Annotated in this window: 22 protein-coding genes, 1 tRNA gene and 1 riboswitch; of the genes, 12 read left to right on the top strand and 11 right to left on the bottom strand. The window is 65.4% G+C overall.

Annotated features, from left to right (window positions below; genetic code table 11):
- Positions 1-63 precede the first annotated feature (63 nt).
- The 4 genes from ACQY8M_RS01290 (at position 64) to ACQY8M_RS01275 (ending at position 5,507) form a co-directional block, all read left to right on the top strand.
- Positions 64-795, top strand: a complete 732-nt coding sequence (locus ACQY8M_RS01290; RefSeq protein WP_428668674.1) for a HugZ family protein — start codon at positions 64-66, stop codon at positions 793-795.
- Positions 796-943: 148 nt separating this feature from the next.
- Positions 944-2,551: a phosphoenolpyruvate carboxykinase gene (locus tag ACQY8M_RS01285; RefSeq protein WP_428668673.1), complete on the top strand. Its 1,608-nt coding sequence runs from the start codon at positions 944-946 to the stop codon at positions 2,549-2,551.
- 83 nt (positions 2,552-2,634) lie between these two features.
- Complete coding sequence (locus ACQY8M_RS01280) at positions 2,635-4,458, top strand: adenylate/guanylate cyclase domain-containing protein (protein ID WP_428668672.1); 1,824 nt, start codon at positions 2,635-2,637, stop codon at positions 4,456-4,458.
- Positions 4,459-4,478: 20 nt separating this feature from the next.
- The gene (locus ACQY8M_RS01275; protein ID WP_428668671.1) at positions 4,479-5,507 is read left to right on the top strand and encodes a Rieske 2Fe-2S domain-containing protein; all 1,029 of its coding nucleotides are present in this window, start codon (positions 4,479-4,481) and stop codon (positions 5,505-5,507) included.
- On the opposite strand, the gene ACQY8M_RS01270 is transcribed toward ACQY8M_RS01275, so the two are convergent.
- Positions 5,488-6,105 (bottom strand): glutathione S-transferase family protein, encoded by a 618-nt coding sequence (locus ACQY8M_RS01270; protein ID WP_428668670.1) that lies wholly within the window; start codon positions 6,103-6,105, stop codon positions 5,488-5,490. The two genes, ACQY8M_RS01275 and ACQY8M_RS01270, sit on opposite strands and share 20 nt — an antisense overlap.
- A gap of 134 nt (positions 6,106-6,239) precedes the next feature.
- A complete protein-coding gene (polA, locus tag ACQY8M_RS01265) occupies positions 6,240-9,191 on the bottom strand; it encodes a DNA polymerase I (protein WP_428668669.1) in 2,952 nt (983 codons plus the stop codon).
- A 71-nt stretch (positions 9,192-9,262) separates the two neighbouring features.
- A riboswitch (yybP-ykoY riboswitch) is annotated at positions 9,263-9,456 on the top strand.
- Between the two features lie 8 nt (positions 9,457-9,464).
- Between polA and ACQY8M_RS01260 the strand changes: the two genes are divergently transcribed.
- Positions 9,465-10,022: a TMEM165/GDT1 family protein gene (locus ACQY8M_RS01260; protein ID WP_428668668.1), complete on the top strand. Its 558-nt coding sequence runs from the start codon at positions 9,465-9,467 to the stop codon at positions 10,020-10,022.
- Here the strand turns inward: ACQY8M_RS01260 and ACQY8M_RS01255 are convergent.
- Positions 10,019-10,399 (bottom strand): response regulator, encoded by a 381-nt coding sequence (locus tag ACQY8M_RS01255; protein ID WP_428668667.1) that lies wholly within the window; start codon positions 10,397-10,399, stop codon positions 10,019-10,021. The two genes, ACQY8M_RS01260 and ACQY8M_RS01255, sit on opposite strands and share 4 nt — an antisense overlap.
- Before the next feature lie 89 nt (positions 10,400-10,488).
- Here ACQY8M_RS01255 and ACQY8M_RS01250 point away from each other — a divergent pair, with 89 nt between their 5' ends.
- On the top strand, positions 10,489-11,253 hold the full coding sequence (locus ACQY8M_RS01250; RefSeq protein WP_428668665.1) for a Crp/Fnr family transcriptional regulator: 765 nt from the start codon (positions 10,489-10,491) through the stop codon (positions 11,251-11,253).
- Here ACQY8M_RS01250 and ACQY8M_RS01245 read toward each other — a convergent pair.
- The 3 genes from ACQY8M_RS01245 to ACQY8M_RS01235 are packed head-to-tail and all read right to left on the bottom strand — an operon-like array spanning position 11,238 to position 13,345.
- Positions 11,238-11,885, bottom strand: a complete 648-nt coding sequence (locus ACQY8M_RS01245; protein WP_428668664.1) for a molybdate ABC transporter substrate-binding protein — start codon at positions 11,883-11,885, stop codon at positions 11,238-11,240. The two genes, ACQY8M_RS01250 and ACQY8M_RS01245, sit on opposite strands and share 16 nt — an antisense overlap.
- Positions 11,885-12,850: a Bug family tripartite tricarboxylate transporter substrate binding protein gene (locus ACQY8M_RS01240; RefSeq protein WP_428668663.1), complete on the bottom strand. Its 966-nt coding sequence runs from the start codon at positions 12,848-12,850 to the stop codon at positions 11,885-11,887. Before ACQY8M_RS01240 ends, ACQY8M_RS01245 begins: the two co-directional genes overlap by 1 nt.
- 15 nt (positions 12,851-12,865) lie before the next feature.
- On the bottom strand, positions 12,866-13,345 hold the full coding sequence (locus tag ACQY8M_RS01235; RefSeq protein ID WP_428668662.1) for an OsmC family protein: 480 nt from the start codon (positions 13,343-13,345) through the stop codon (positions 12,866-12,868).
- Between the two features lie 68 nt (positions 13,346-13,413).
- On the opposite strand from ACQY8M_RS01235, the gene ACQY8M_RS01230 reads away from it, so the two are divergent.
- The 3 genes from ACQY8M_RS01230 to ACQY8M_RS01220 are packed head-to-tail and all read left to right on the top strand — an operon-like array spanning position 13,414 to position 15,217.
- Complete coding sequence (locus ACQY8M_RS01230) at positions 13,414-14,670, top strand: MFS transporter (RefSeq protein ID WP_428668661.1); 1,257 nt, start codon at positions 13,414-13,416, stop codon at positions 14,668-14,670.
- 7 nt (positions 14,671-14,677) lie between these two features.
- Positions 14,678-15,082, top strand: a complete 405-nt coding sequence (locus tag ACQY8M_RS01225; protein WP_428668660.1) for a GFA family protein — start codon at positions 14,678-14,680, stop codon at positions 15,080-15,082.
- A gap of 3 nt (positions 15,083-15,085) precedes the next feature.
- Positions 15,086-15,217, top strand: a complete 132-nt coding sequence (locus ACQY8M_RS01220) for a hypothetical protein (RefSeq protein WP_428668659.1) — start codon at positions 15,086-15,088, stop codon at positions 15,215-15,217.
- Positions 15,218-15,282: 65 nt separating this feature from the next.
- On the opposite strand, the gene ACQY8M_RS01215 is transcribed toward ACQY8M_RS01220, so the two are convergent.
- From ACQY8M_RS01215 to ACQY8M_RS01195, 5 genes are all read right to left on the bottom strand, one after another.
- Complete coding sequence (locus tag ACQY8M_RS01215) at positions 15,283-16,149, bottom strand: ABC transporter permease (RefSeq protein WP_428668658.1); 867 nt, start codon at positions 16,147-16,149, stop codon at positions 15,283-15,285.
- Positions 16,146-16,964: an ABC transporter ATP-binding protein gene (locus ACQY8M_RS01210; protein WP_428668657.1), complete on the bottom strand. Its 819-nt coding sequence runs from the start codon at positions 16,962-16,964 to the stop codon at positions 16,146-16,148. Before ACQY8M_RS01210 ends, ACQY8M_RS01215 begins: the two co-directional genes overlap by 4 nt.
- Complete coding sequence (locus ACQY8M_RS01205; RefSeq protein WP_428668656.1) at positions 16,945-18,000, bottom strand: ABC transporter substrate-binding protein; 1,056 nt, start codon at positions 17,998-18,000, stop codon at positions 16,945-16,947. The genes ACQY8M_RS01210 and ACQY8M_RS01205 overlap by 20 nt, the downstream gene beginning before the upstream one ends.
- Before the next feature lie 164 nt (positions 18,001-18,164).
- Positions 18,165-19,325, bottom strand: coding sequence for a CobW family GTP-binding protein (locus ACQY8M_RS01200; RefSeq protein WP_428668655.1), 1,161 nt, complete (start codon positions 19,323-19,325; stop codon positions 18,165-18,167).
- Positions 19,326-19,336: 11 nt separating this feature from the next.
- Positions 19,337-20,209, bottom strand: a complete 873-nt coding sequence (locus tag ACQY8M_RS01195; RefSeq protein ID WP_428668654.1) for a CHAD domain-containing protein — start codon at positions 20,207-20,209, stop codon at positions 19,337-19,339.
- A 156-nt stretch (positions 20,210-20,365) separates the two neighbouring features.
- Between ACQY8M_RS01195 and ACQY8M_RS01190 the strand changes: the two genes are divergently transcribed.
- From ACQY8M_RS01190 to ACQY8M_RS01180, 3 genes are all read left to right on the top strand, one after another.
- Positions 20,366-20,881, top strand: coding sequence for a flavin reductase family protein (locus ACQY8M_RS01190; protein ID WP_428668653.1), 516 nt, complete (start codon positions 20,366-20,368; stop codon positions 20,879-20,881).
- A 50-nt stretch (positions 20,882-20,931) separates the two neighbouring features.
- Positions 20,932-21,006: transfer RNA gene (locus tag ACQY8M_RS01185), tRNA-Gln, on the top strand.
- Positions 21,007-21,223: 217 nt separating this feature from the next.
- Positions 21,224-22,717, top strand: coding sequence for a hypothetical protein (locus tag ACQY8M_RS01180; protein ID WP_428668652.1), 1,494 nt, complete (start codon positions 21,224-21,226; stop codon positions 22,715-22,717).
- The last annotated feature ends 22 nt before the right edge of the window (positions 22,718-22,739 follow it).

The following is a 22,739-nucleotide window of genomic DNA, read 5'->3' as shown; positions in this document are numbered from 1 at the left end:
CGGCCGTTTTGCCATCGATTGGCCCCGAATATGGCTTTTTTATCCGGGGAATGAAGCCCACCCATGACTGACGACTTTTCACGCGCTGTCCGCGACCTGCTTCGGGGACAGGATCGGGCCGCCTTGGCGACGGCTTTGCCGGTCACTGGCGCGGCCCTCGGTGAGTCCGCCTGGCCCTACGTTTCGCTGGTGCTCGTGGCGGTCGATCACGATCTCTCGCCGATCCTGCTGATGAGCGACCTCGCCGAGCATAGTAGGGCGGTCGCGTCGGACCCGCGCGTTTCCCTGCTGTTCGATGGTACCGGCGGGCTGGTGCGGCCGCTTGCCGGGCCCCGTGTGTCGCTGCTTGGCCGGGCGGCGAAGACCGACGATGAAAGGGTGAAGCGGCGGTTCCTGCGGCGCCACCAGGATGCCGAGACGTATGCAGGCTTTCGGGACTTCAACTTCTACAAGGTGACACCGGAACGCGCCCATCTGGTCGGTGGATTCGGCAGGATCCGCTGGATCGATGCGGCCGAGTTGCTGGTCGCCGCGCCGCTGCCCGACCTTGTCGAGAGCGAGGAGGGCATCGTCGGCCACATGAACGAGGACCATGCGGATGCCGTCCAGCTCTATGCTGCAAAGCTTCTTGGATTGCCCGGCACCGGCTGGACGATGACCGGTATCGATGCGGAAGGCATCGATCTCAAGCTGGCCGGGCAAGCAGCACGAGTGACCTTTGAGGTGCCCCTGACTGCGGCAAGTCAAGCGCGCAAGGCACTGGTTTCCTTGGTTGCCAAGGCACGCGCCGTCTGATTTTCGTATAGCGGTATTATCTTCGCGTGTGCGGAATGGACGGCCGCAATATTCCTGCACGAAAACTGTCGCAGTCGCAGTTTGGCACTGCCCGTCGGCCCGCAGATGAGGTAAACGGCCGTTCAGTAGGTAAAACAGGAGAAACGCCGTGACACAGGCGGGCTTCGTCGTTCCCAAACTCGGCCTCGGTACGCTCGGGCTGAAGAACCTCGGCAACGTCTATTGGAACCTCAGCGTCCCGACCCTCTATGAAGAGGCGATCCGGCGCGGGGAAGGGCAACTCGGCGACGGCGGCGCGTTCGTGGTGCGCACCGGCGTCCATACGGGCCGCTCGCCCAACGACAAGTTCTTTGTTGAGGATTCGATTACCGGCGGCTCTGTCGACTGGGGCAAGACCAACAAGCCGATCTCGCCGGAGCGCTACCGCGCCCTTTACAACCGCCTGATCGGCTATGCCCAGCGCCGCGACCTGTTCGCGCGCGATTGCTGGGCCGGCGCCGATCCGGCGCACCGCATCGGCGTGCGCGTGGTCACCGAGACCGCGTGGCACAACATGTTCGCCCGCAACATGTTCCTCCGCCCGAACAAGGAGGAGCTCGAAGGCTTCAGGCCCGATTTCACCATCTTGAACCTGCCCGGCTTCCAGGCCGATCCGGCGCTCGACGGCACGGCGTCGGACTGCGCGATTCTGGTGAACTTCACCGATCGCGTCGTGGCGATCTGCGGCACCTGGTATGCCGGCGAGATCAAGAAGTCGGTGTTCACGATCCTGAACTACCTGCTGCCCGAGAAGAACATCCTGCCAATGCATGCCTCGGCCAACATCGGGCCGAAGGGCGACGTGGCGGTTTTCTTCGGGCTCTCGGGCACCGGAAAGACAACGCTGTCGGCCGACCCTTCGCGCACGCTGATCGGCGACGACGAGCATGGTTGGGCCGAGGATTCGCTCTTCAATTTCGAGGGCGGCTGTTACGCCAAGGTGATCAAGCTGTCGCGCGAGGCGGAGCCCGAGATTTATGCCACGACCGAGCGCTTCGGCACCGTGCTCGAGAACGTCGTCGTGGATCCCTCGACCGGCGGCCTCGACCTCGATGACGGCCGGTACACGGAGAACACGCGCGCCTGCTATCCGATCGACTTCATCCCGAACACGCTGGCGAGCGGCATCGCCGCCACGCCGACCAATATCGTGATGCTGACAGCCGATGCCTTCGGTGTCCTGCCGCCGATCTCGCAGCTGTCGCCGGAGCAGGCGATGTATCACTTCCTCTCGGGCTACACCGCCCGCGTGGCCGGCACCGAGAAGGGCGTGACCGAGCCGCAGGCGACGTTCTCGACCTGCTTCGGCGCGCCGTTCATGCCGCGCCATCCGACGGTCTATGCGAAGATGCTGGGCGAGAAGATGGCCCGTCAGAACGTCAAGTGCTGGCTGGTCAACACCGGATGGTCGGGCGGCGGCTATGGCGTCGGCCAGCGCACCTCGATCAGGCACACCCGCGCCATGGTGCGGGCGGCGCTCGACGGTACGCTGGCATCGGTGGCGTCCTCGACCGATCCGCACTTCGGCATGCAGGTGCCGAGCGCTTGCCCGAACGTGCCATCCAACGTTCTGAACCCGAAGGATTCCTGGACCGACAAGAAGGCCTATGAAACGGCCGCGCGGGATGTCGCCCAGCGCTTCGAGAAGAACTTCCGGCAGTTCGAGGGCCACGTCGACAGCACGGTCAAAAAGGCGGCGATCCGCGCGGCAGCCTGACAGCGTCCCTGTCAACGGGCTTTCACAAGGCGCGCCAGGGCACCATATAGTGCCCCGGCTTGAGCACGCTTCCTAACGCTACCATGGCCGCGCCCGTGCGCGGCCCCTTCCGCCTGCCTCTGATCGCAGCATTGGCGCTGGCGTTCGCGTCTCTGGCGCTTATCTCGGGCGTCGCCTACATAGTCGTGCTGGCCGGCGCCACCGGCACCGCCGAGCGACTGCTGGTCGACCGCGCCGAGAGCGTGGTCGAGAAGCAGATCGAGATGGTCAAGGGCCGGCTCGATCCGGTCACCAACCAGCTCGAGCTGATGGCTGCGCTGATGGCCGCGGGCCGGGTCGACGTCGATTCTCCCGTCAATGTGCGCGAGGCGCTGGCAGTAATGATGAGCCGGGCGCCGGCGGTGTCGGTCGCGGCTTTCGGCACGCTCGACCTGCAGCTCCATCGCGCGGTGCGTCACCCTGACGGTTCGATCACGCGCGACACGATCCCGCTCACCGGGCTGAAGCGTGGCCTCGAGCGATTCCGTGAATTGCAAACCTCGCACGAGACCTTTTGGGGCGAGCTATTCTGGAGCGAGTCCGAGAAGCAGCCGGTGCTCAATGTGCGCACCCCGGTGCGGCGCATCGACGACGCCTTTATCGGCGGCCTGGTCGCCACCGTCGCGGTCGGCAACCTGTCGGCGCTGATCGGCGATCCGAGCCGCGGCGGTGACGGCCGCTACTTCATTCTGGTCCAGCACGACACGGTGCTGGCACACCGCCTTCTGATCGATCCGCGAAGCTTGAACCTCACCGAGGACCGCCAGTTGCCGACCATCAAGGAGCTCGGCGATCCGGTGCTCGCCCGCATCTGGGATCCGCCAGTGCGAATCCCGCGCATCGATCGCGCTCTGGGCACGCTCGGCCACGTCGTCGAGGCCGATGGCCGTCGCTGGGTGTTCGTCTATCGCGAGGTCGAGGGCTACGGCCCCAAGCCGTGGCTGGTCGGCCAATATTTCCCGATCGAGGACGCGACCGAGGACCTCGACCGGTTGACGAACGGTGCGATCGTGGGTGCCATCACGCTGGCGGTAACGCTCGTGCTCGCGATCCTGATGGGTGTGCGCATGGCGCGCTCGATCCGCACCATCACCACCGCGGCCGAAGCGATGGAGCGGCTCGAGTTCGACCAGCCGATGAGCAAGCGCTCGCGGCTGCGCGAGATTGACGATGCCGCGCACAGCCTCGACAAGGCGCGCGGCGCGCTGCGCTGGTTCGGCGCTTACGTGCCGCAGCGGCTGGTGCGCCGGCTGATGGAGGTCGGTGAGGACGGCATCGCCTCGCGCCGGGTCAATCTCACGGTGATGTTCACCGACATCGTCGAGTTCACGCCGCAGGCCGAGGACCTGCCCGAGCACGAGACCGCCGAGCTGCTCAACCACCACTTCGCCCTGCTCGGCGCCTGCATCGAGCGCGAGCACGGCATCATCGACAAATACATCGGCGACTCGGTGATGGCGGTGTGGGGCTCGCTGTCGGGCTCGGACGACCATGCCGCGGCCGCGATCCGCGCCGCCCTCGAGATCGCGCGGGTGATCCGCGAGGACAACCAGATGCGCCGCGCCGCAGGCAAGACGCCCATCCGCGTGCGCATCGGCCTCCATTCGGGCCCGGCCGTGGTCGGCAACATCGGCGCGCCCGGAAGAGTGAACTTCACCGTGGTCGGCGACACGGTGAACGTGGCGCAGCGTTTCGAGCAGCTCGGCAAGGAATTCATGGGCCCCGACGACGAGATCGTCGTGCTGGTGAGCGGCGCTTCCCTCGCCATGGTGAAGGACAAGTGCACGCTCGGCGTCGACTTGCCGCCGCCCGAACAGCACAAGGTCAAGGGCCACGACGAGCCGGTCGAGGTCTACCGGCTGGTCTAAAGCTGGGTTATCCTTCGGGCATGTGGATCCGCAATGCCTGGTACGTCGCCGCCTGGACGCACGAGATCGAGCCGGGCCGCATCCATGCCCGCACCATCATCGACCAGCCGCTGGTAATCTATCGCACGTCCGACGATGCGATCGTGGCGCTGGAGGATCGCTGCCCGCATCGCTTCGCGCCGCTGTCGATGGGGCGCCTCGAGGGCGACGCGCTGCGCTGCATGTACCACGGGCTGAAGTTCGCGCCGGACGGCAAGTGCATCGAGATCCCCGGCCAGAAGCTGATCCCGCAAAGCGCCTGCGTGCGGCGCTATCCGCTACAGGTCGTCGGCAGCTGGATCTGGGTCTGGATGGGCGACGCCGACCTGGCCGATTCCGCGGCTATCCCGCCGTCGCTCGCGCTCGACGACCCGGCGTACCGGCTCCAGGCCGGCCAGCTCGACTACGACGCAGATTACCTGCTGATCGACGACAACCTGCTCGACCTCTCGCATCTCAGCTTCACGCACGAAAAGACGCTGGGCCTGGACATGCCGCAATGGGCAGACGAGCGGCCGCGCACGGTGCCGCTCGACCGTGGGCTGCGCTTCCAGCGCTGGCTGCGCAACCATCCGCCGCGCGGTTTCATGAGGAAGCTCGGCGAGCGGGTCGATGTCTGGAACAGCTACGACTTCCTGTTTCCCGGCGTCTTCCTGCAGCGCACCGGCTTCTATCCCGCCGGCACCGCCGAGCAAAGCGATGGCAAGGCACCTGCCATCGAGCCGCTGTTCCATAGAATAGACGAGCAGGCGGTGACGCCGGTCGGCCGCCGGGCCTCGCGATACTTCTACGCGGTCGGTACGCGTGCGCAGGACATCGATCCCGGCAAGCTCGAACGCCTGTTCGGCGTGACCACGGCGGCGTTCCACGAGGACAAGCGCATCATCGAGGCGCAGCAGAAACTGATCGACCTCGAGCCTGATCGCGCGATGCTGCCGACCAGCCTTGATGCCGGCCCGACCCAGTTCCGCAAGCTGGTCGACCGCCTGCTTACGTCAGCGGCGGCATGACGTACTTGACGTAGGCCGGCCGAGTCTTCAGCCGCTCGTACCACGCTTTCACGTTCTTCAGGTCTGGCCGCTCGATATCGAGCGCGTACCATCTGTGAACGAAGCAGCCGACCGGGATGTCGCCCATCGTGAGGTGATTGCCGGCGACATAGAGCCGGCCCTCGAGCTTCTCGTCGAGCCGGCCCCACAGCTTGCCGCACTCGATGGCGGCCTTGCTGATCGCCGCCATGTCGCGCTTGTCCGCCGGTGTGCGGATCAGGCCCCAGAAGACTTGCCGCATCGGCTCGGAGATCGTCGTCAGCTGCCAGTCCATCCAACGGTCGGCCTCGCTGCGCTGGCCCGGATCGTTGGGCCATAGCGTGCCCGCGGCATACTTCGCCGCGAGATAGCGCACCGCCGAGTTGCTCTCCCAGATCACGCGCCCGCCGTCGTCGATCGTCGGCACGACGCCGTTGGGATTCATGTCGAGGTACCATTTCTGGTCGTTGCCGCCGAACGCCATGCCGACGTTCTCGCGCTCGTACGCGACGCCGCATTCGTCGGCGCACCACAGCACCTTCATGACGTTGATTGAATTGACGCGTCCCCAGACTTTCATCGGCTCTCTCCCCTCATTGCGCATGACGCCCATTAAACCAAGATTGTCATCCCGAGCGTAGCGAGGGATCTATTGGCTGCAGCATAGATCCCTCGCTACGCTCGGGATGACAGTGTGCGCGTTGCCCGGTCCTCCTAATGCGCTGCCGCCCAGGTGAGGCCGACGCCGGTGTCGACGACCAGCGGCACGGAGAGCGTCGCGGCGCTTTCCATCACCTTGCGGGTGACCTTCTTGGTCTTGTCGATCTCCTGGTCGGGCACCTCGAACAGCAGCTCGTCGTGCACCTGTAGCAGCATGCGGGCTTTCAGGTCGGCGGCGGCGAGCGCGCCGGGCACGCGGATCATCGCGCGCTTGATGATGTCGGCCGCGCCGCCCTGCAGCGGCGCGTTGATCGCGGCGCGCTCGGAGAAGGCGCGCATGCCCTGGTTCTTCTCGTTGATGTACTTCAAATGGACCTTGCGGCCGAACGGCGTGCGCACATAGCCGTGCTTGCGCGCGTAGTCCTTGGTCGTCTCCATGTAGTCGCGGATGCCGGGATAGCGCAGGAAATATCTCGAGATGTACTCGCGCGCCTCCTGCTGGCCGATGCCGAGCTGGTTGGCGAGGCCGAACGCCGAGATGCCGTAGATGATGCCGAAGTTGATCGCCTTGGCACGACGACGCACCAGCGGGTCCATGCCCTTGACCGGCACGCCGAACATCTCCGACGCGGTGATCGCATGGATGTCGTCGCCGCGCGCGAAGGCCTCCTTCAGTGAGGCGAGGTCGGCGACATGCGCCAGCAGCCGGAGCTCGATCTGCGAGTAATCGGCGCTCAGCAGCTTGTGGCCCTTCTCGGCAATGAAAGCCTCGCGGATCTTGCGGCCCTCCTCGGTGCGCACCGGGATGTTCTGCAGGTTGGGATCGGTGGAGGCGAGCCGTCCGGTCGCCGCGCCGGTCATGTGATACGACGTGTGAATTCGGCCGGTCTTGGCGTCGAGCTCGCGCACCAGCGCGTCGGTGTAGGTGCCCTTGAGCTTGGAGAGCTGACGATGCTCCAGGATCTTGACCGGCAGCGGATGGCCCTGCGCGGCGAGGTCGTCGAGCACTTGGGCGTCGGTCGCCCATGTACCGCTCTTGTTGCGCTTGCCGCCGGGCAATTTCTGCTCGTCGAACAGGATCTCGCCGAGCTGCTTGGGCGAGCCGACGTTGAACTCGCGGCCGGCGATCTTGTGGATCTCGACTTCGAGCTCGCCGAGCCGCTTCTCGAAATCGGCGCTCAGTGTCTTCAGGGCCGGGGCGTCGACCTTGATGCCGGCCTGCTCCATCGACAGCAGCACGGGGATCAGCGGCCGCTCGATCGTCTCGTACAGGGTCACCATATGCTCGGCGACGATGCGCGGCTTGAAGCGCGCCCAGAGCTGGAGCGTGACATCGGCGTCCTCGGCGGCATATTCCATGGCGCGCTCGATCGGCACCTTGTCGAAGCTCACCTGCTTGGCGCCCGAGCCCGCCACGTCGGAGAACTTGATGGTCTTCTGGCCGAGATAGCGCTCGGCCAGCTCGTCCATGCCGTGGCCGTGCTTGCCGGCGTCGAGCACGAAGGAGAGCAGCATCGTGTCGTCGACCGGCCCGATCGTGATGCCGTGCCGCTCGAACACGCACATGTCGTACTTGATGTTCTGGCCGACCTTCAGCACGCCCGGGTCCTCGAGCAGCGGCTTCAGCCTGTCGATCACGGTCTGGAGCGGAAGCTGGTCAGGCAGCAGCCTGCCCCCTTGGTCCCGTGGGTCGGTCGCCTCGCTCTCGCCGCCGAGATCGAGTGTGCCCTGTGCGGCGCCGCCCGGCGCGCGGTGGCCGATTGGCAGATAGGCCGCGCGGCGGCGGCTGGAGTTCACGTTGCCCCACGGTCCGTCGAGCAGGGCAAGGGACACGCCGACCAGCCCGGCATTGTTGGAATCGAGCGCGTCGGTCTCGCAGTCGAAGGCGACGACACCGGCCTTGGTCGCCTCGACGATCCATTCGTCGAGCGCCGCCTCGGTGCGGATCGTCTCGTAGTCCGCCGAGGTGAACGCGCGGTTGGGCTTGGCGTGCGCGGCCGGCGCGGGCCTCGCCTCGGCTGGTTCTGGTTTCGTCACCGCCGCCGTGGCCAGCGCCGGCGTCACCGGGTTGGTCGCCTCGCCCAGCTCCTTGCTGTACTTGGCGACCAGGCTTTTGAAGCCCTGCTGCTCCAGCCAGGGCAGCAGCACGTTGGGATCGGGCCGGCGCTTGTCGAAGGAGTCGGGATCCGCCGGCGCCGGCACGTCGTCCTTGAGCTGAACCAGCCGCTTGGAAATGCGCGCGAGCTCGGCGTTGTCCTGCAGTGCCGCGCGCCGCTTGGGCTGCTTGATCTCGCCGGCGCGCGCCAGCAGCGTCTCGAGGTCGCCGTACTCACCCAGCAGCTGCGCGGCAGTCTTGACACCGATGCCCGGAACGCCGGGTACGTTGTCGGTCGAGTCGCCGGCCAGTGCCTGCACGTCGACGACCTTGTCCGGCGTGACGCCGAACTTCTCCATCACCGCCTCGGGGCCGAGCCGCTTCTGCTTGATCGGGTCGAACATCTCGACGCCGGGACGGATCAGCTGCATCAGGTCCTTGTCGGACGATACGATGGTGCAGGTCCCGCCGGCCTCGACCGCGAGCCGCGCGTAGGTCGCGATCAGGTCGTCGGCCTCGTAGTTGTCGAGCTCGCAGACAGTGACGTTGAAGGCCTTGGCCGCCTCGCGGATCAGCGGGAACTGCGGGATCAGGTCTTCCGGCGGCTCGGGCCGGTTGGCCTTGTACTTGTCGTAGATCTCGTTGCGGAAGGTGGTGCGCCCGGCATCGAGGATCATCGCGATATGGTCGACCTCGGGATCGTCGAGATGCAGCGCCAGCATGCGGCAGAAACCGTAGACCGCATTGATCGGCGTGCCGTCGGGTCGCGTCATGGGCGGCAGGGCGTGATAGGCGCGGAACAGGTAGCCCGAGCCGTCGACCAGCCAGAGGTGCTTGAGTGGCTTGTCGCCGAGCGACTTGTCGTCCGATGCAGCCGCCGCCGGAGCCGCAGAGTCCTTGGATTTCGCCATGCCCAAGGTCTAGCACGGGCAAAAGGGCCGCAGCGAGATGCCTTGCACGGGGTTTCCCACCGGCCTATACCCGCGCCGTCATTGGGGAGTAGCCGGCCTCACCCCAGAGGCGGAACCGTCAACAGACTAGGCCCGATATTTCGGTATTTGGGCCTTGGCGGCTTCGGCATTCGTGCTTGGCGAGACCTTTGGCTTGTTCGCGTCTTCACCCGTGGGATCGGGCGGCGCGAGCGGCCATCGGTATGCGCGCTCGGTCCCCGCATGTGACGTTCCATGGAAGCCTTCCTCGTTTCGGCCGGTCTCGTGGCGATTGCCGAGATCGGCGACAAGACGCAGCTTCTCGCCATGCTGCTGGCCACCCGCTATCGAAAGCCGGTGCCGATCATCCTGGGTATCCTGGTGGCGACCTTGGCCAATCACGCGATCGCCGCCTCGGTCGGCGCCGCCGTCGCCGCCTGGCTCGGACCCGGTGCGATGCGTTGGATCGTCGGCGTGATGTTCATCGCGATGGCCGGCTGGGCTTTGATTCCCGACAAGGAGGATGAGGGGCCGAAGGCAGTCAGCCATGTCGGCGCCTTCCTCGCTACCACGATCGCCTTTTTCCTGGTCGAGATCGGCGACAAGACCCAGATCGCCACAGTGGCCCTGGCCGCGCGCTTCCACAACATCGCGCTGGTCACCGCGGGGACGACCCTCGGCATGATGCTGGCCAACGTCCCGGCCGTCCTGTTCGGCGACCTGCTGGCCCGCAAGGTCCCGCTCAGGCTGGTGCGCCTCTGCGCCGCCGCCTCTTTCGTGCTGCTGGGCGCGGCGGTGCTGGTCTGGGGTTAGGCCGCGAGCAACTGGCTGAGGATGTCAGCCAGCGCCGCACGGTCGACCGGCTTTCGAAGCAGCGCTGTGCCGCGGAGAGACAGCGGTACCGCGTTGAGGTCGCCGTAACCCGAGACGAAGATCAGGGGAATGGCGCGGGCCTGGAGTGCTTCGGCGATCGGCACCGTGGTCTCCGTCTCCAGTTTCACATCGAGGATCGCGAGATCCGGTGGAGCCTGCGCGATGGCTGCGAGGGCGTCCGGAGTGGTCGTCACCAGATCGATGGCGCCGGCGCCCAGCGCGCGCAGCATCTGCTCCATGTCGAGCGCGATCACGAACTGATCCTCGACCACCAGCACACGGCGGCCGGCAAGGTCGACGGATGAAACAGGAGCCATCGACATCCCCCAGAGACTTGCCGAGGCGTTTGCGTGCGCTATCGGGCGAAGATATAGCTCATGAATACGCGGCAACGCCGAAGATGTCCGTGCACAAGTGGACAGTCGCGAGGGAGAGGCCGATCACGACGCCGACCGAAGCCGACATGGCACAAAACGGCCTGCTTGCCGTTCTGGTCGAAGCGGATCGTATTCGGTTGCGCGGCCAGATGATGGTGCTCGACCTGGAAGCCAATATCATCCTCCACCGTGCAGGCGATGATGTCGTCGACACGTGGTTCCCCCTCGGGTCGGCCTCCGCTGCTTTCTGCGTCGAGGATGTCGACGGCGATAGGATGGACGTCGCCCAGATCGGCCGCGAGGGGGCGGTCGGCGGCATCGTCTCGAACGGCCATCTGCCGGCCTATTCGACGGCGGTTGTGCGCTTCCCCGGCCGGTTCATCCGCATCAGGACGACGGCGCTCGAACAGGCCAAGCTGAGCTCGATCGCCCTGCGTCACTGGTTCTCGCGCTATTCGGATTGCCTGATGGCGCAGGTCTTCCAGACGGCGGTCTGCAACGGCAGGCACACGATCAAGCAGCGCACGGCCAAGCTTCTGCTCGCCGCGCTCGAGCGTACGGGAGACCGCGAGATCGCCATCACCCAGGAACAGCTCGCCAGCATCATGGGAGTCGGGCGGCCGTTCATCAGCCGGGTGCTGAGCAGCATGCGCCAGGAGGGCGTGATCGAGAGCCGACGGTTGCGGCAGATCATCAGGGACGAGAAGAAGCTGCGATCGCTTTCATGCGGCTGCACGGTGCTGATAGAGGACCATTTCGACAAGGTCCTGCACGGGATCTATCCCGTCAGCTGAGCGAGTCGGGAGAGGAACCGTGCCGCCTCGGACGGCGACCGCGCCGCGCTGGCGACGGCCGCAGTATAGACGGTCGTGAGATTGAAGCCCGGCGGCAGCGGGCCGACGAGCACGATGCCCGGCGTCGCGCGGATCTCCGTCTCCTGCGTGCAGCCGATCGGATGGAGCGCCGTAGAGGCGGCGAGGGCGCGCATCGCGGTATTGCCATTGGGCGCAAGCTTTAGCCGTCCGGCCACATGCTCCCAGACGCCGAGTTCGCGCATGACCTTCGCGAAATGGATACCCGCCGTCGCCTGCGCGGGATCGGGGAAGTGGATCTCGTCGGCGTTCCCGAGGGCTGCAGCCAGCGCGGCCTTGTCGCCGATCGCGGGCAGGGGATCGCCGCTGCGTACCGCGACGGTCGTGGCGACGCGGGCGACATCGGTGATCTTCGACGCCACGACATGGCCGCTGCGCGCCAGCTCGTCGACCAGCGCGCGACTGAGGATCACGATGTCGGCTGGCTCGCCCGCGAGCAGCCGGTCGCGCATCGCGCCGACTGCGCTGAAGGTGGCGTCGATCTCGAAGCCCGGCCGTGCCTTCTCGACCAGCGACTGCGCGGCGCCGCCGGCCAGAATGCGCAGGACGGCCATCACTGCACCTTGGCGCCGGACACCTGGACGACCTTCGCCCATTTGTCGATGTCACGCTGTAGGAAGGCGCCGAACTCCGGGGCTGTCATCGTTATGGGCACGGCACCCTGTTTGGCCCAGGCCTCGCGGATCGCGGGCTTGGCCAGCACCTTGCCGACCTCGGCATTGAGCTTGTCGACGATCTCCTTCGGCGTTCCCGCCGGCGCCATGATGCCGAGCCAGATCGTGGCCTCGTAGCCCGGCACGCCGGCCTCGGCGACGGTCGGCACGTTGGGCAGGATGTCCGAGCGCTTGTCGCCCGTGGTGCCGAGCGCGCGGACGTGACCCGAGTTGATGCTGCCCTTCATGGTCGTGACGGCGTCGAACATTATCTGCACATGGCCGCCCATTACGGCGTTGCGCGCCTCGCCGCTGCTCTTGTGCGGCACGTGTAGGATGTCGGTGCCGGTCATGGCTTTGAACAGCTCGCCGGCCATGTGATAGGGCGTGCCCGGTCCCGACGAGGCATAGGCGAGCTTGCCGGGCTCCTTCTTCGCCAGCGCGATGAACTCGGCGAGCGTGTTCGCCGGCAGCGAAGGGTGCACCACCATCACCAGGTCGGACGAATTGACCGGCGCGACCGGCGCCAGGTCCTTCATCAGCGTGTAGGGCTTGTTCGACAGCAGCGTCTCGTTGGTGGTGTGGGTGTTGCTCATCATCAGCAGCGTGTAGCCGTCGGGAGCCGCCTTCGCGACGACGTCGGTGCCGATCACCGCACCGGCGCCCGGCTTATTGTCGATCACGAACTGCTGCTTGAGGGACTCCGTCAGCTCCTGGCCGACGATGCGGGCATAGACGTCTGCCGGGCCGCCCGGACCGAACGGCACGACGATGCGCACTGGCTTGGCCGGCCAGCCTTGAGCCATCGCCGGCAGCGCGACGGTTGCGGCCAGGATCGCGAGGCCCAGTCTGCTTGCCCAACCCATCGGCGATTCTCCCTGTCAGGCGGCTGTCGTCTTGATGTCGATCCTAGACGAAAGAGTGCGGTGGACGGGGCACTGATTGGCGATCTCCAGCAAACGTGACCGCTGCTCGGCATCGAGCGCGCCGATCACCTCGATCTCGCGCTCGATGCGGTCGATCTTCGCCGTGGGCTTCTCGCAGTCGGCGCAATCCTCGGCATAGACCTTGGAATGGCGTAGCCGCACCACGACCTGTGCGAGCGGCCATTTCTTACGGCTCGCATACATCTGCAGGGTCATCGAGGTGCAGCTGCCGAGTGACATCAGCAGGAACTCGTACGGGCCAGGGCCGAGATCGTTACCGCCCACTGCCTTCGGCTCGTCGGCCAGCAGCGCGTGGCGGCCATTCAGCAGCATCTGCTCGAAGGCGCCGTTGCCCGTGGAGGACACCACCACCGTTGCGCCCAGCGTCAGGGCCTGCAATGCCGCCGTATCGCGCCGCGTTTCGTTCTCAGCCATAGTGCCTCCTCGATCGGGTAGGCGATGGTAGCAGACAAGCCAGCCGCCCGACGCTGGAGGAACGGTCAATGGACGGAGCGGCGGGCAGCGGCGGCGTAGACAGCCGCGCCTCGTGGAAGACGGCGTGGCTCGTGCTCGCCATCCTCACAGTCTCCTATGGCTCGCCATTGCTGATCGTGGTCGGCATGAAGCCGATGCAGGAAGCACTCGGGACCGAGCGCTCGGTGCTGGCGCTGGCCGGCGCGCTGGTCTGGGTCGGCACCGGCTCGGGCGGTATCCTGATGGGCTGGCTGGCCGACCGCATCGGGCTGCGCACCACCGTCACCATCGGCGCCTGCATGATCGCCGGCGGCTTGGCGCTCTCCTCCTTGGGCTCGATCTGGGCCCTCTATATCGGCCACGGGCTGATGATCGGGTTTTTCGGCAATGGCGGCGTCTATCCGCCGCTGCTGGTCTATGTCAGCCGTTGGTTCGAGCGTCGCCGCGGGGCGGCGATCGCATTCATTTCCTCGGGCCAGTATGTCGCCGGGGTGTTGTGGCCGGCGTTGTTCGAGCTCGGGCTGGGGGCGATCGGCTGGCAGGCCTTGATGCTCGCCTACGGCGGTCTCGTGCTCGCCTTCATGCTGCCCGCGATCCTGTTCCTGAAGCCGCCGCCCAAGGCGCCGGTTGCGGTTGCGCCGCGTCACGCTCCCGCTCCGGGCCAGCGCCACCGCGTCGCCGGCTTTCACCCGAACGTGGCGCAGGCGCTGATCTGCCTGGCCGGATTCTGCTGCTGCGTCCCGATGGCGATCCCGTCGGCGCATATCGTGGCCTTCTGCGGCGACATCGGCATCAAGCCGACGCATGGCGCCGCCATGCTGTCGGTCATGCTTGGCTGCGCCTTCCTCGCGCGCCAGGCATGGGGCGCGCTGGCGGACAGAATCGGCGGCCTGCGCACGGTGCTGGCGGGCTCGGCCTGCCAGGCGGTCGCCATCGCCTGCTTTCTGCTGACCCAGGACGAGGCCGGCCTGTTCGCCGTCTCCGCCGCCTTCGGTCTGGGCTTCGCGGGCATCATCCCGTCCTATAGCGTCGCCATCCGCGATCTCTTCCCGGGGTCGGAGGCGTCGTGGCGCATGCCGCTCACCCTGTTCACGGCGATGAGCGGCATGGCCTTCGGCAGCTGGTTTGCCGGAACGCTCTACGATCACTTCGGCTACTACGCCTGGGCCTTCGGGCTCGGCGTCCTGTTCAACCTGCTAAATCTCACGATCGTCGGCTTCCTCGTGCTGCGCACCGGCGGCACCGGCCGGACGCTGTTCTGGCCGACGGCCCGGAGAGTGGCGTAGTACGACGATGATCACCGGAGGATGCCTGTGCGGCGCCCTGCGCTATCGCGCCGAGGGCGAGCCGCTGCTTCAAGGCCTTTGCCATTGCCGCAACTGCCAGCGCATGAGCGGCGCGGGCCACGCCGGCTTCATCTGCTTTGCCGAGGACGCCGTCACGGTCGAGGGAGAGACGCGCTCTTACGCCTCGACCGGCGGCAGCGGCACCATCGCGACGCGCTATTCGTGCCCGACCTGCCACAGCGTGGTGTTCGGCCGCGCCGAAGCGATGCCCGGCCGCATCAATCTCTACGCCGGTTCGCTCGACGATACGTCCCAGTTCAAGCCGCAGGTCGCGATCTTCACGCGCAGCCGGCCGCCCTGGGACGATTCCTCGCGCGGGCTGATGTGCTATGAGAAGGTGCCTGGAGGCTGAGGCATGGCTACCGTCAAGAAGGGAATGCTCACCGCGGCCGGTGAGTGGTGGAAACATCTCCGCAGCACGAAGCGCAAATTCTGGAAGCGGGAACGGCGTGCGGCCCGCAAGGCTGCGCGACATGAAGCTGGCTGAACGCCCAGTGGCGCTGTGGGAAAGGCCGGGCCGATTTCCCGGTCCGATGCTGTCGGCTGTCCAGATCAAGGCGATAGTTGCTGAGCCGGCCGCCACCGCAGCAGATACGACTGCAGCCGCCGTACGAGGCTCGACAGGATCACGCCGGCGATCATCAGCACGAACACTGCGACCATCATGCCGGCGGCCTCGCCGCGGGCTTCTGACTCGATGATCATGCGGCCGATGCCGTGCTCGGCGCCGATGAACTCGCCGACGATGACGCCGATCAGCGAGAAGGAGATGGCGGGCGAGAGCGAGGCGAACAGCCAGGCCATGGTCGAGGGCACGATCACCGTTCGCGTCACCTGCCATTCGCTGGCGCCCAGCAGGCGCGAGGCGTTGATGTGGTCGCGGTCGACCGAACGCGCGCCCTCGAATGTGTTGAAGAACACCAGGAAGACTACGACGAGCCATGCGGTTACGATCTTCGAGGCGTCGCCGATGCCGAAGGCCAGGATGATGATCGGCGCGAGAGCGATGCGCGGGATCGAGTTGAAGGCGGTGATATAGGGATAGAAGATCTCGCTCAGCCGGTCCGAGCGACCGAGCAGCAGGCCGAGCACGAAGCCCGAGCTCACGCCGGTCAGGAAGCCCCACATCGTGTTCTTGAGCGTTACGAAGGTGGCGATCCAGAGATTGTTCTCGGACTTGCCCATGCAGCGCGCGAAGGCACCGTCGGCCGCGAAGGTCCAGTTGCCGTCGCGTCCGACCAGGCAGCTCATGGTCAGGAACTGCTGGAAGATCGCCGAGGGCCTGGAGACGAAGTAGGGGTCCAGCAGATCGGGCACCAACCACGGCAGCCGGTCGTGGAAATCCCAGCCCCATTCCCACACCGCAAGGGCGCCGAGGCCGATGGCGATCTGCCACAGGAGAGTCGAAACGCGCCTCATACGCTGCGTCCTTTGGCAAATTCCTCGCCGAGCGAGTGCCAGATGCGCGAGAACAGCTCGGCGTATTGCCGCGTCTCGCGCAGCGCCACCGCATCGCGCGGGCGCGGGAAGTCGACCTTGAAATCCTGCTTCACGCGGCCGGGCCGGGCAGACATCAGGATTATGCGGTCGGCAAGGGTCAGCGCCTCGCCCAGATCGTGGGTGACGAACAGCACGGTCTGGCGCTGGCGTTCCCACAGGCCAAGCAGCACCGAATGCATGTCGAGCTTGGTGTGGGTGTCGAGTGCGCCGAACGGCTCGTCCATCAGCAGGATCTCGGGCTGCGAGATCAAGGTGCGCATCAGCGACACGCGTTGCCGCATGCCGCCCGACAGCGAGGAAGGATAGAAGCGCGCGAAGCCGTCGAGTCCGGCCTGGTGAATCGCCTCGGCGACTTTCGTCTTCCGCTCGGCGGCGGGCACGCCGGCAAGCTCGAGCGAGTAGCCGATGTTGTCCTCGATCGTGCGCCACGGGAACAGCGTGTCCTTCTGGAACACGTAGCCGACATGGCGCACCGGCCGACCGAAGGTCACCGGCGTGCCGTCGACCCGGATGACGCCGCCCGTGGGCGGGATCAGGGTCGCGACCATGTTCAGGATCGTGCTCTTGCCGCACCCCGAGGGACCGAGCAGCGCGACGAACTCGCCGTCGTTGATGCGGAACGACGCATCGTCGACCGCGACGACTTCGCGGCCGTTGGCGTTGAATCCCTTGCGGAGCTTGTCGATCTCGATGCGGCAGCGCGCTGCCGCCGCCTCAGGCGGGATACTTGGCATGCGCCGCCTTGAGGAACCTGTCGGCGACGGCATCTTCCATCTTGATCGGCTTGAGGCCCGTGAGCTCGCCGTACCAGACCTTCTCGCCGCGCGCCCAGGACTCCGCATTGATCAGGCCGTTCCAGTCGGCGACGTCCTTCAGCTCGCCGATCTCGAGCAGGTTCGCTTCACGCGAGGTCGAGCCGACGAAGCGCTCGATGGTGGCCAGGATCGTGTCCGCGTTGTTGGCCCTGATCCATTGCACGGAGCGCCAGATCGCGTTGGTGAAGGCCTGCACCTTCTCCGGCTCCTTCTCGATCGTGGCAAGGAGACAGAAGTTGGCGTTGACCGGAACCGGTCCGCCGATCACCGAGTTCCATATCTTCTCGTCGCTCGGCGCATAGATCACCTTGCCCCAGCCGTTTTTCTCGGCCTCGGTCGTCACCGAGATCGCGCTCGAGAGCACGTCGATCTGCTTGCTCTTCAGCGTGCCCAGCATGGTGTCCACGTTGCCGACGCCCACCCAGGTCACCTTGTCGGCGAGCTCCAGGCGCTCCATGAAGTAGTGTGACCACAGATGCGAGGTGCCGCCCAGCGAGGAGACGCCGACGATCGCACGCTTGCCGTCGGGGCGCTTCCAGGCGGCGAGCTTCTGCATCGTGTCGATGCCCTGGTCGAACAGGTCCTTGCGCACCGCGAAGCGCACGCCCGGCGCGCGTTGGTCGATCGTGTTGAGCGCCCGTGTCGGCCGGCCGTTCTTGTTGAGCTGCAGGACATGCAGGATGTCGGCGATCGCGAAGTCGCCCTGGCGCGAGGCCAGGATCTCGCGCGTCTTCACACCACTGCCGCCCTGGATCAGCTTGAAGTCGTAGCCTTCGTCCTTGAAGAAACCCTTCTCCATGGCGACGAACTGCACCTCGTAGGTCGGCACCGCGACGGGATAGACACTCGAACCGGTCTTGCCTTGCGCCGATGCGCCTCGTCCGCTCGCGAATGCGAGCGCAGGCGCAGCCGCCGCCACGCATACGATTTCGCGGCGCCTGATCACAAAAACCATGCTGTACTCCGTCTGTCGCTTCCTATCGCGGTGCGGCTCTTATGGCCGGCTTTCGCGTAGAACTACCCCATCACCTTTCGAGGCTCGCGACAACAGTCATGGGAGCGCGAGCGCATCCTGCGCGCTCATGTCATGAGCGCGCAGGATGCGCGCGGTCCAATGAATTAAAGCTTCGGCGCCGCTTCTTGGCCCCAGCCCTTCTTTTCCGCATCGAAGAACGAGGCGAAGACCTTGCGGATGGTGCTCTCGGCGATGTCGCGGGTGATGAACACCACGCGGCTCTTGCGGTCGTCGCCCTCGGGCCAGGCTTCGAGCGTCGCCGGCGGATGGAAGACGTGCTGCACGCCGTGGATCACCACGGGCTTGTCGGTGTCCTTGACGTTCAGGATGCCCTTCATGCGCAACAGGTCCGGGCCGCGATAGGTGACCAGCGCGTCGAACGCCGCCGCCACCGTCGCCCAGCTCATCGGCTCGTCGAAGGTCATGCAGAACGCCTTGATGCGGTCGTCGTGGCGGTTGACGTTGTGCGGATCCTGCTCGCCATGGCCGTGCTCATGCTTGTCGTGACCGTGGTCGTGCCCATGGTCGTGGCCGTGATGATGGTGCCCATGCCCATGATCGCGGCCGCCTTCGTAGGCCTCATCATGCAGCCAGCGCTTCACGTCGGCGGTCTTGGTCTCGGGGTTATAGAGGCCGGCATTGAGGATCGCGTTCGGATCGATCTCGCCGCCGGAAATCGAGATCGCGGCCGCGCCGGGATTGAGGTGCTGCAGCCGGTGCTTCAGGTCGTCGAGCTTGGGCGCATCGGCGATATCGACCTTGGTGAGCAGCAACCGGTCGGCGACCGCGGCCTGCTTCACCGCCTCCTCGTGATTGTCGAGCGTCGAAGCGCCGTTCACGCCGTCGACCGTCGTCACCACGCCGTCGAGGCGATAGCGCGTGGCGAGCAGCGGGTCGGTCATCAAGGTGTGAAGGATCGGCGCCGGATCGGCGAGACCGGTGGTCTCGACCACCATGCGCTTGAAGGGCGACACCTCGCCCTTGGAGCGCTTGAGGAACAGCTCGCTCATGGTGCGCACCAGGTCGCCGCGCACGGTGCAGCACAGGCAGCCCGAGTTGAGCGTGACCATGCCCTCGTCGTCGGACTTCTCGACCAGCAGGTGATCGAGGCCGATCTCGCCGAACTCGTTGATGATCACGGCGGTGTCGGCGAGCTCCGGCCGGCGCAGCAGCTTGTTGAGGAGCGTGGTCTTGCCGCTGCCCAGGAAGCCCGTCAGCACGGTCACGGGAATGCGTTCTTCGGCGGCGGTCTGCGTGTTGCTCATGTCCACTCCGTTCAGGCCCGCCAGAAGCGCTCGGCCTCCTTGAACTGCTTCCACGCCTGTTGGAGCTTTTGCCGCCGGCGCTTGTCGCCGGACGCGGCCTGCTTGGCGAGTCTGCGCAGCGCCTCCTCGACGTTTTCCGTCGGGCGGGCCGCCACGGCGATGTCGTCCAGCATCCGGCCGGCCACCGCGCGATCGTTCATGGCACCGAGCGCGCCCTGCAGGCGCGTTGTTGCCTCGATATAGGCTTTCGCTCCTTCCGAGGCAAAGACCGGTCGCAGGAAGCCCGCCGCATAGCGCAGCTTCTTGATGGCAATGCGGAGCCGATGCAGCTCTTCGTGGTCGAGGCTCTTGAGATGCTGGCCGCGCCGCTCGACTTTGGCATGGTGCTGCACGAGCAGGGCGCGGCCGAAATCCTCCAGCCTGTCCGACGGCTCGGTAGGCGGGGCCGCCGGTGCGGCCTCGACGAACGCGGTAAGCTGGCCGTCGAAGGCATTGTAGCGCGCGCCTGAAAGCGCCGTGCGGGCACGGTCATAGTGCAGCTTGGCGAGGCGGGCGGCGATGCGCTTCACCTCGATCGGCACCTCCTGGGCGGTCTCGGTCAGGAAGACATGGAGGTCGCGCGCCGGCCCGCATTCGCCGGCCAGCCATTTTGCCTCGGCCGCCAAGGCGCGCACAATGCGGCCCTCCGTGGGGCCTTCGACCGCACCGCGGAAGAGGCCGAGCGCGGCGCGCATGCGGCGCAGTGCCACCCGCGTCTGGTGAATGCCGATCGCGCGGCGGCCGGCCAGCACGATCGCGCGATACTTCAGCAGATCGGCATGGCATTCCGCCACGATCCGCCGGAGGGCCGTATGTGGCGGGGTATCGGGGGTAAGCGGAGCCATGCCGGGGCGAAACTAACGGCCAAAGGCCGCTGGGCAACCGCAATCTCCTACGATTTTGTGAAGGTTTTATGTCAATGACCGGATTTTGCCGCCGGACCGGGCAGTTAGCGGTCTTTCCGGTGGCGGTCGGCCGGCCGCCTGGCTTAGAGTCGGCTCATGAGTATCGATGCGGCTGCCTTCAAAAAGGGCATGCGCCACCTTGCGGCGAGCGTGACCCTGATTACTACCCGCCACCGCGATCTGCGCGGCGGGCTCACCGCCACGGCGGTCTGCTCGGTTTCGGCCGAGCCCCCGCAGATCCTGATTTGCGTGAACAAGACCGCGTCGGCGCACGACCCGATCGCCGAGGCGGGCTTCTTCTGTGTCAACATCCTGAGCCCTGGCCATCGCAAGCTCGCCGAGCGCTTCGCCGGCATGGACGGCGTCGAGGGCGACCAGCGCTTCCACGACATGGGCGAATGGTCGAGCCTGTCGACCGGCGCGCCGGTGCTGAAGGGCTGCCCGGTGTCGTTCGACTGCCGGCTGGTCACCAAGGTCGCGGCAGGGACCCACACGATCTACATCGGCGAGATCGTCGACCTCGCTCTCGATCCGGCGGCACATGCCCTGCTCTACGCCGATGGCAACTTCGTGCACGGTGAGTTGCTGAAGAAGGCCCTTCACGCTGCCTAAAGCCGCCTAGCGCTTCGGAACGTAACCCACTATGTTCCGCCGCCGCCGGATGGGGCGTAGCCAAGCGGTAAGGCAGGGGATTTTGATTCCCCCATTCCCAGGTTCGAATCCTGGCGCCCCAGCCAGCGTCCTCAATCAGTTGGCCATTTGGGCGTTCGCCTTAGGCTCGTCAGCGTGTACACGCGCGAGTACGGCTGCTGTCAAGCTGCGGCCCGGATACGTGGTTGGCGATGCGAAGCGCTGATTGGCCCGCGCGGCGCTACAGCCAATGTGACATGACGAGCTAAACGGCCCGTGGACCGCAGGAGATCAGCGCTTTCCGACATCATGAGGAATGTCTTTATGGGCATCGAGGCAGCGTCGAAGCTGGGAAGTGGGCAGGTCGCTCAGTTGCTGAAGTCTTCGTTTCGGACACTTTGTCCCGCTGATTTTGAGGTTTTGGCGCTACAGTACCTGAGAGAAAGTTGCGAGATCGGTGCATTGAGGTCGTTCAATCATGCACAGCTCGTCATGGTGGGAAGGCAGCGACTGCTGTGCTTTCGTCCTCTCCCTAAATCGGTGTCTGCCGTTCCGTTCGCGGAGTTGACGCCAGGCCTGCATATACCCCTTCAAATCTCGAATTGGCCGGAAGCATCTGCCGTTGTCGCCGCGGGCAGGACCCTGACCATGTCGCCTTCTCGCCATCGTCCAAGATGGGAACCAGAAGGTACGGCGACTACGCCGATTGCTTGGCGCAAGGCGGGGAGTGCGACTGCCTTGGATCGTTGCCATCTGTACTGGGCAGATAAGTTACTTGCCATTAAGGATGGCCACCTGGGTCCGGCAGTCAATGCCAAAGCACCCGAGGGAAAAGGCTCCCTATTCAGCCTTGTAGGCGTGAATGCTCTCGCCGCAGTTGATGCACTGACTATTCCATACTTGAATTATCTTGGCTTGACCGATCAGCTTGCCGTTCCCGGCACCGGCCCCAAGATATTCTTTACGGAAGATAACAATCATTGGCGCCCTTCCATGATGGCTAGCGCCAAGGCGCTTGGGTTTGAGTATTCATCTGCCCCGGTCTCGAGCTCTGGACTTGAACTGTCGTCTTTTGACGCGGTGATTCCTGTACACCTTGGTCCTTACAATATTTTGCAGGAAAAACGCGACAAGGGCGAGAAGGTGCCTGCATTCTTTCCGCATCCGGAAGTGGTCGCCTTGTGCGAGGACAAACGCGCCTTCAACGAAGCCATGCTCGAGCTTGGTTTCGAGAAGCATATTCCGCGCATGTTCGCAAATTACCCCGATGATCCTTTGGAATATCCTTTGATCCTGAAGGATAAGGGCAGCGCCTTCGGAGAGAATTCCTTCATCATCGATAGAGGGGAACACCGAAAGCCATTCAACTCGACCACACACTTCCTGCAATCCTATATTCCCGGTCCGGAAGAATGGGCCACGCACATCCTGCTCGTTAACGGGAAAGTTCGATTTACCCGCAGCGTCCGATACACGATGTCGGCAGAGCGACCCTACATCAAGGGCAAGAAAGCCAAACCCTCGAAATTGACCTGGTTCGACGACACACCGTATTTATCTCTGTACGAGAAAATCCTGGCGTCCATCGGCTTCACTGATGGCCCCGCCTGCTTCGACTACAAGCTCCGCGGCGACCGGTGCTTCGTATTTGAGTTGAATGCTCGCATCGGAGGCTCTCTGAAGCACCAGATGCCTCATTATTTGAAGGCATATGTGGATGCCGCCATGGAAGGAAAGTGTGAAATTGACCAAAAGGGTAGCCCGATGGCCGGCGAACTGCTCTTCGGAAAGTCTCAGCGGGAAGCTGGGCCGAGCTGAGGGTATGTCGCCCAAGAAGCCG

The organism is Reyranella sp. (assembly GCF_965279465.1).
In the GTDB taxonomy this organism is placed as follows: domain Bacteria; phylum Pseudomonadota; class Alphaproteobacteria; order Reyranellales; family Reyranellaceae; genus Reyranella.
This window is presented reverse-complemented; position numbering and strand designations above follow the sequence as displayed.

What these genes read in the sequence shown, in the direction of transcription:
- ACQY8M_RS01290 (WP_428668674.1), top strand. Translation starts at nt 64, where the DNA reads ATGACTGACGACTTTTCACGCGCTGTCCGCGACCTGCTTCGGGGACAG.
- ACQY8M_RS01280 (WP_428668672.1), top strand. Translation starts at nt 2,635, where the DNA reads ATGGCCGCGCCCGTGCGCGGCCCCTTCCGCCTGCCTCTGATCGCAGCA.
- ACQY8M_RS01275 (WP_428668671.1), top strand. Translation starts at nt 4,479, where the DNA reads ATGTGGATCCGCAATGCCTGGTACGTCGCCGCCTGGACGCACGAGATC.
- ACQY8M_RS01270 (WP_428668670.1), bottom strand. Translation starts at nt 6,105, where the DNA reads ATGAAAGTCTGGGGACGCGTCAATTCAATCAACGTCATGAAGGTGCTG.
- polA (WP_428668669.1), bottom strand. Translation starts at nt 9,191, where the DNA reads ATGGCGAAATCCAAGGACTCTGCGGCTCCGGCGGCGGCTGCATCGGAC.
- ACQY8M_RS01260 (WP_428668668.1), top strand. Translation starts at nt 9,465, where the DNA reads ATGGAAGCCTTCCTCGTTTCGGCCGGTCTCGTGGCGATTGCCGAGATC.
- ACQY8M_RS01255 (WP_428668667.1), bottom strand. Translation starts at nt 10,399, where the DNA reads ATGGCTCCTGTTTCATCCGTCGACCTTGCCGGCCGCCGTGTGCTGGTG.
- ACQY8M_RS01245 (WP_428668664.1), bottom strand. Translation starts at nt 11,885, where the DNA reads ATGGCCGTCCTGCGCATTCTGGCCGGCGGCGCCGCGCAGTCGCTGGTC.
- ACQY8M_RS01240 (WP_428668663.1), bottom strand. Translation starts at nt 12,850, where the DNA reads ATGGGTTGGGCAAGCAGACTGGGCCTCGCGATCCTGGCCGCAACCGTC.
- ACQY8M_RS01235 (WP_428668662.1), bottom strand. Translation starts at nt 13,345, where the DNA reads ATGGCTGAGAACGAAACGCGGCGCGATACGGCGGCATTGCAGGCCCTG.
- ACQY8M_RS01230 (WP_428668661.1), top strand. Translation starts at nt 13,414, where the DNA reads ATGGACGGAGCGGCGGGCAGCGGCGGCGTAGACAGCCGCGCCTCGTGG.
- ACQY8M_RS01225 (WP_428668660.1), top strand. Translation starts at nt 14,678, where the DNA reads ATGATCACCGGAGGATGCCTGTGCGGCGCCCTGCGCTATCGCGCCGAG.
- ACQY8M_RS01220 (WP_428668659.1), top strand. Translation starts at nt 15,086, where the DNA reads ATGGCTACCGTCAAGAAGGGAATGCTCACCGCGGCCGGTGAGTGGTGG.
- ACQY8M_RS01215 (WP_428668658.1), bottom strand. Translation starts at nt 16,149, where the DNA reads ATGAGGCGCGTTTCGACTCTCCTGTGGCAGATCGCCATCGGCCTCGGC.
- ACQY8M_RS01210 (WP_428668657.1), bottom strand. Translation starts at nt 16,964, where the DNA reads ATGCCAAGTATCCCGCCTGAGGCGGCGGCAGCGCGCTGCCGCATCGAG.
- ACQY8M_RS01205 (WP_428668656.1), bottom strand. Translation starts at nt 18,000, where the DNA reads ATGGTTTTTGTGATCAGGCGCCGCGAAATCGTATGCGTGGCGGCGGCT.
- ACQY8M_RS01200 (WP_428668655.1), bottom strand. Translation starts at nt 19,325, where the DNA reads ATGAGCAACACGCAGACCGCCGCCGAAGAACGCATTCCCGTGACCGTG.
- ACQY8M_RS01195 (WP_428668654.1), bottom strand. Translation starts at nt 20,209, where the DNA reads ATGGCTCCGCTTACCCCCGATACCCCGCCACATACGGCCCTCCGGCGG.
- ACQY8M_RS01190 (WP_428668653.1), top strand. Translation starts at nt 20,366, where the DNA reads ATGAGTATCGATGCGGCTGCCTTCAAAAAGGGCATGCGCCACCTTGCG.
- ACQY8M_RS01180 (WP_428668652.1), top strand. Translation starts at nt 21,224, where the DNA reads ATGGGCATCGAGGCAGCGTCGAAGCTGGGAAGTGGGCAGGTCGCTCAG.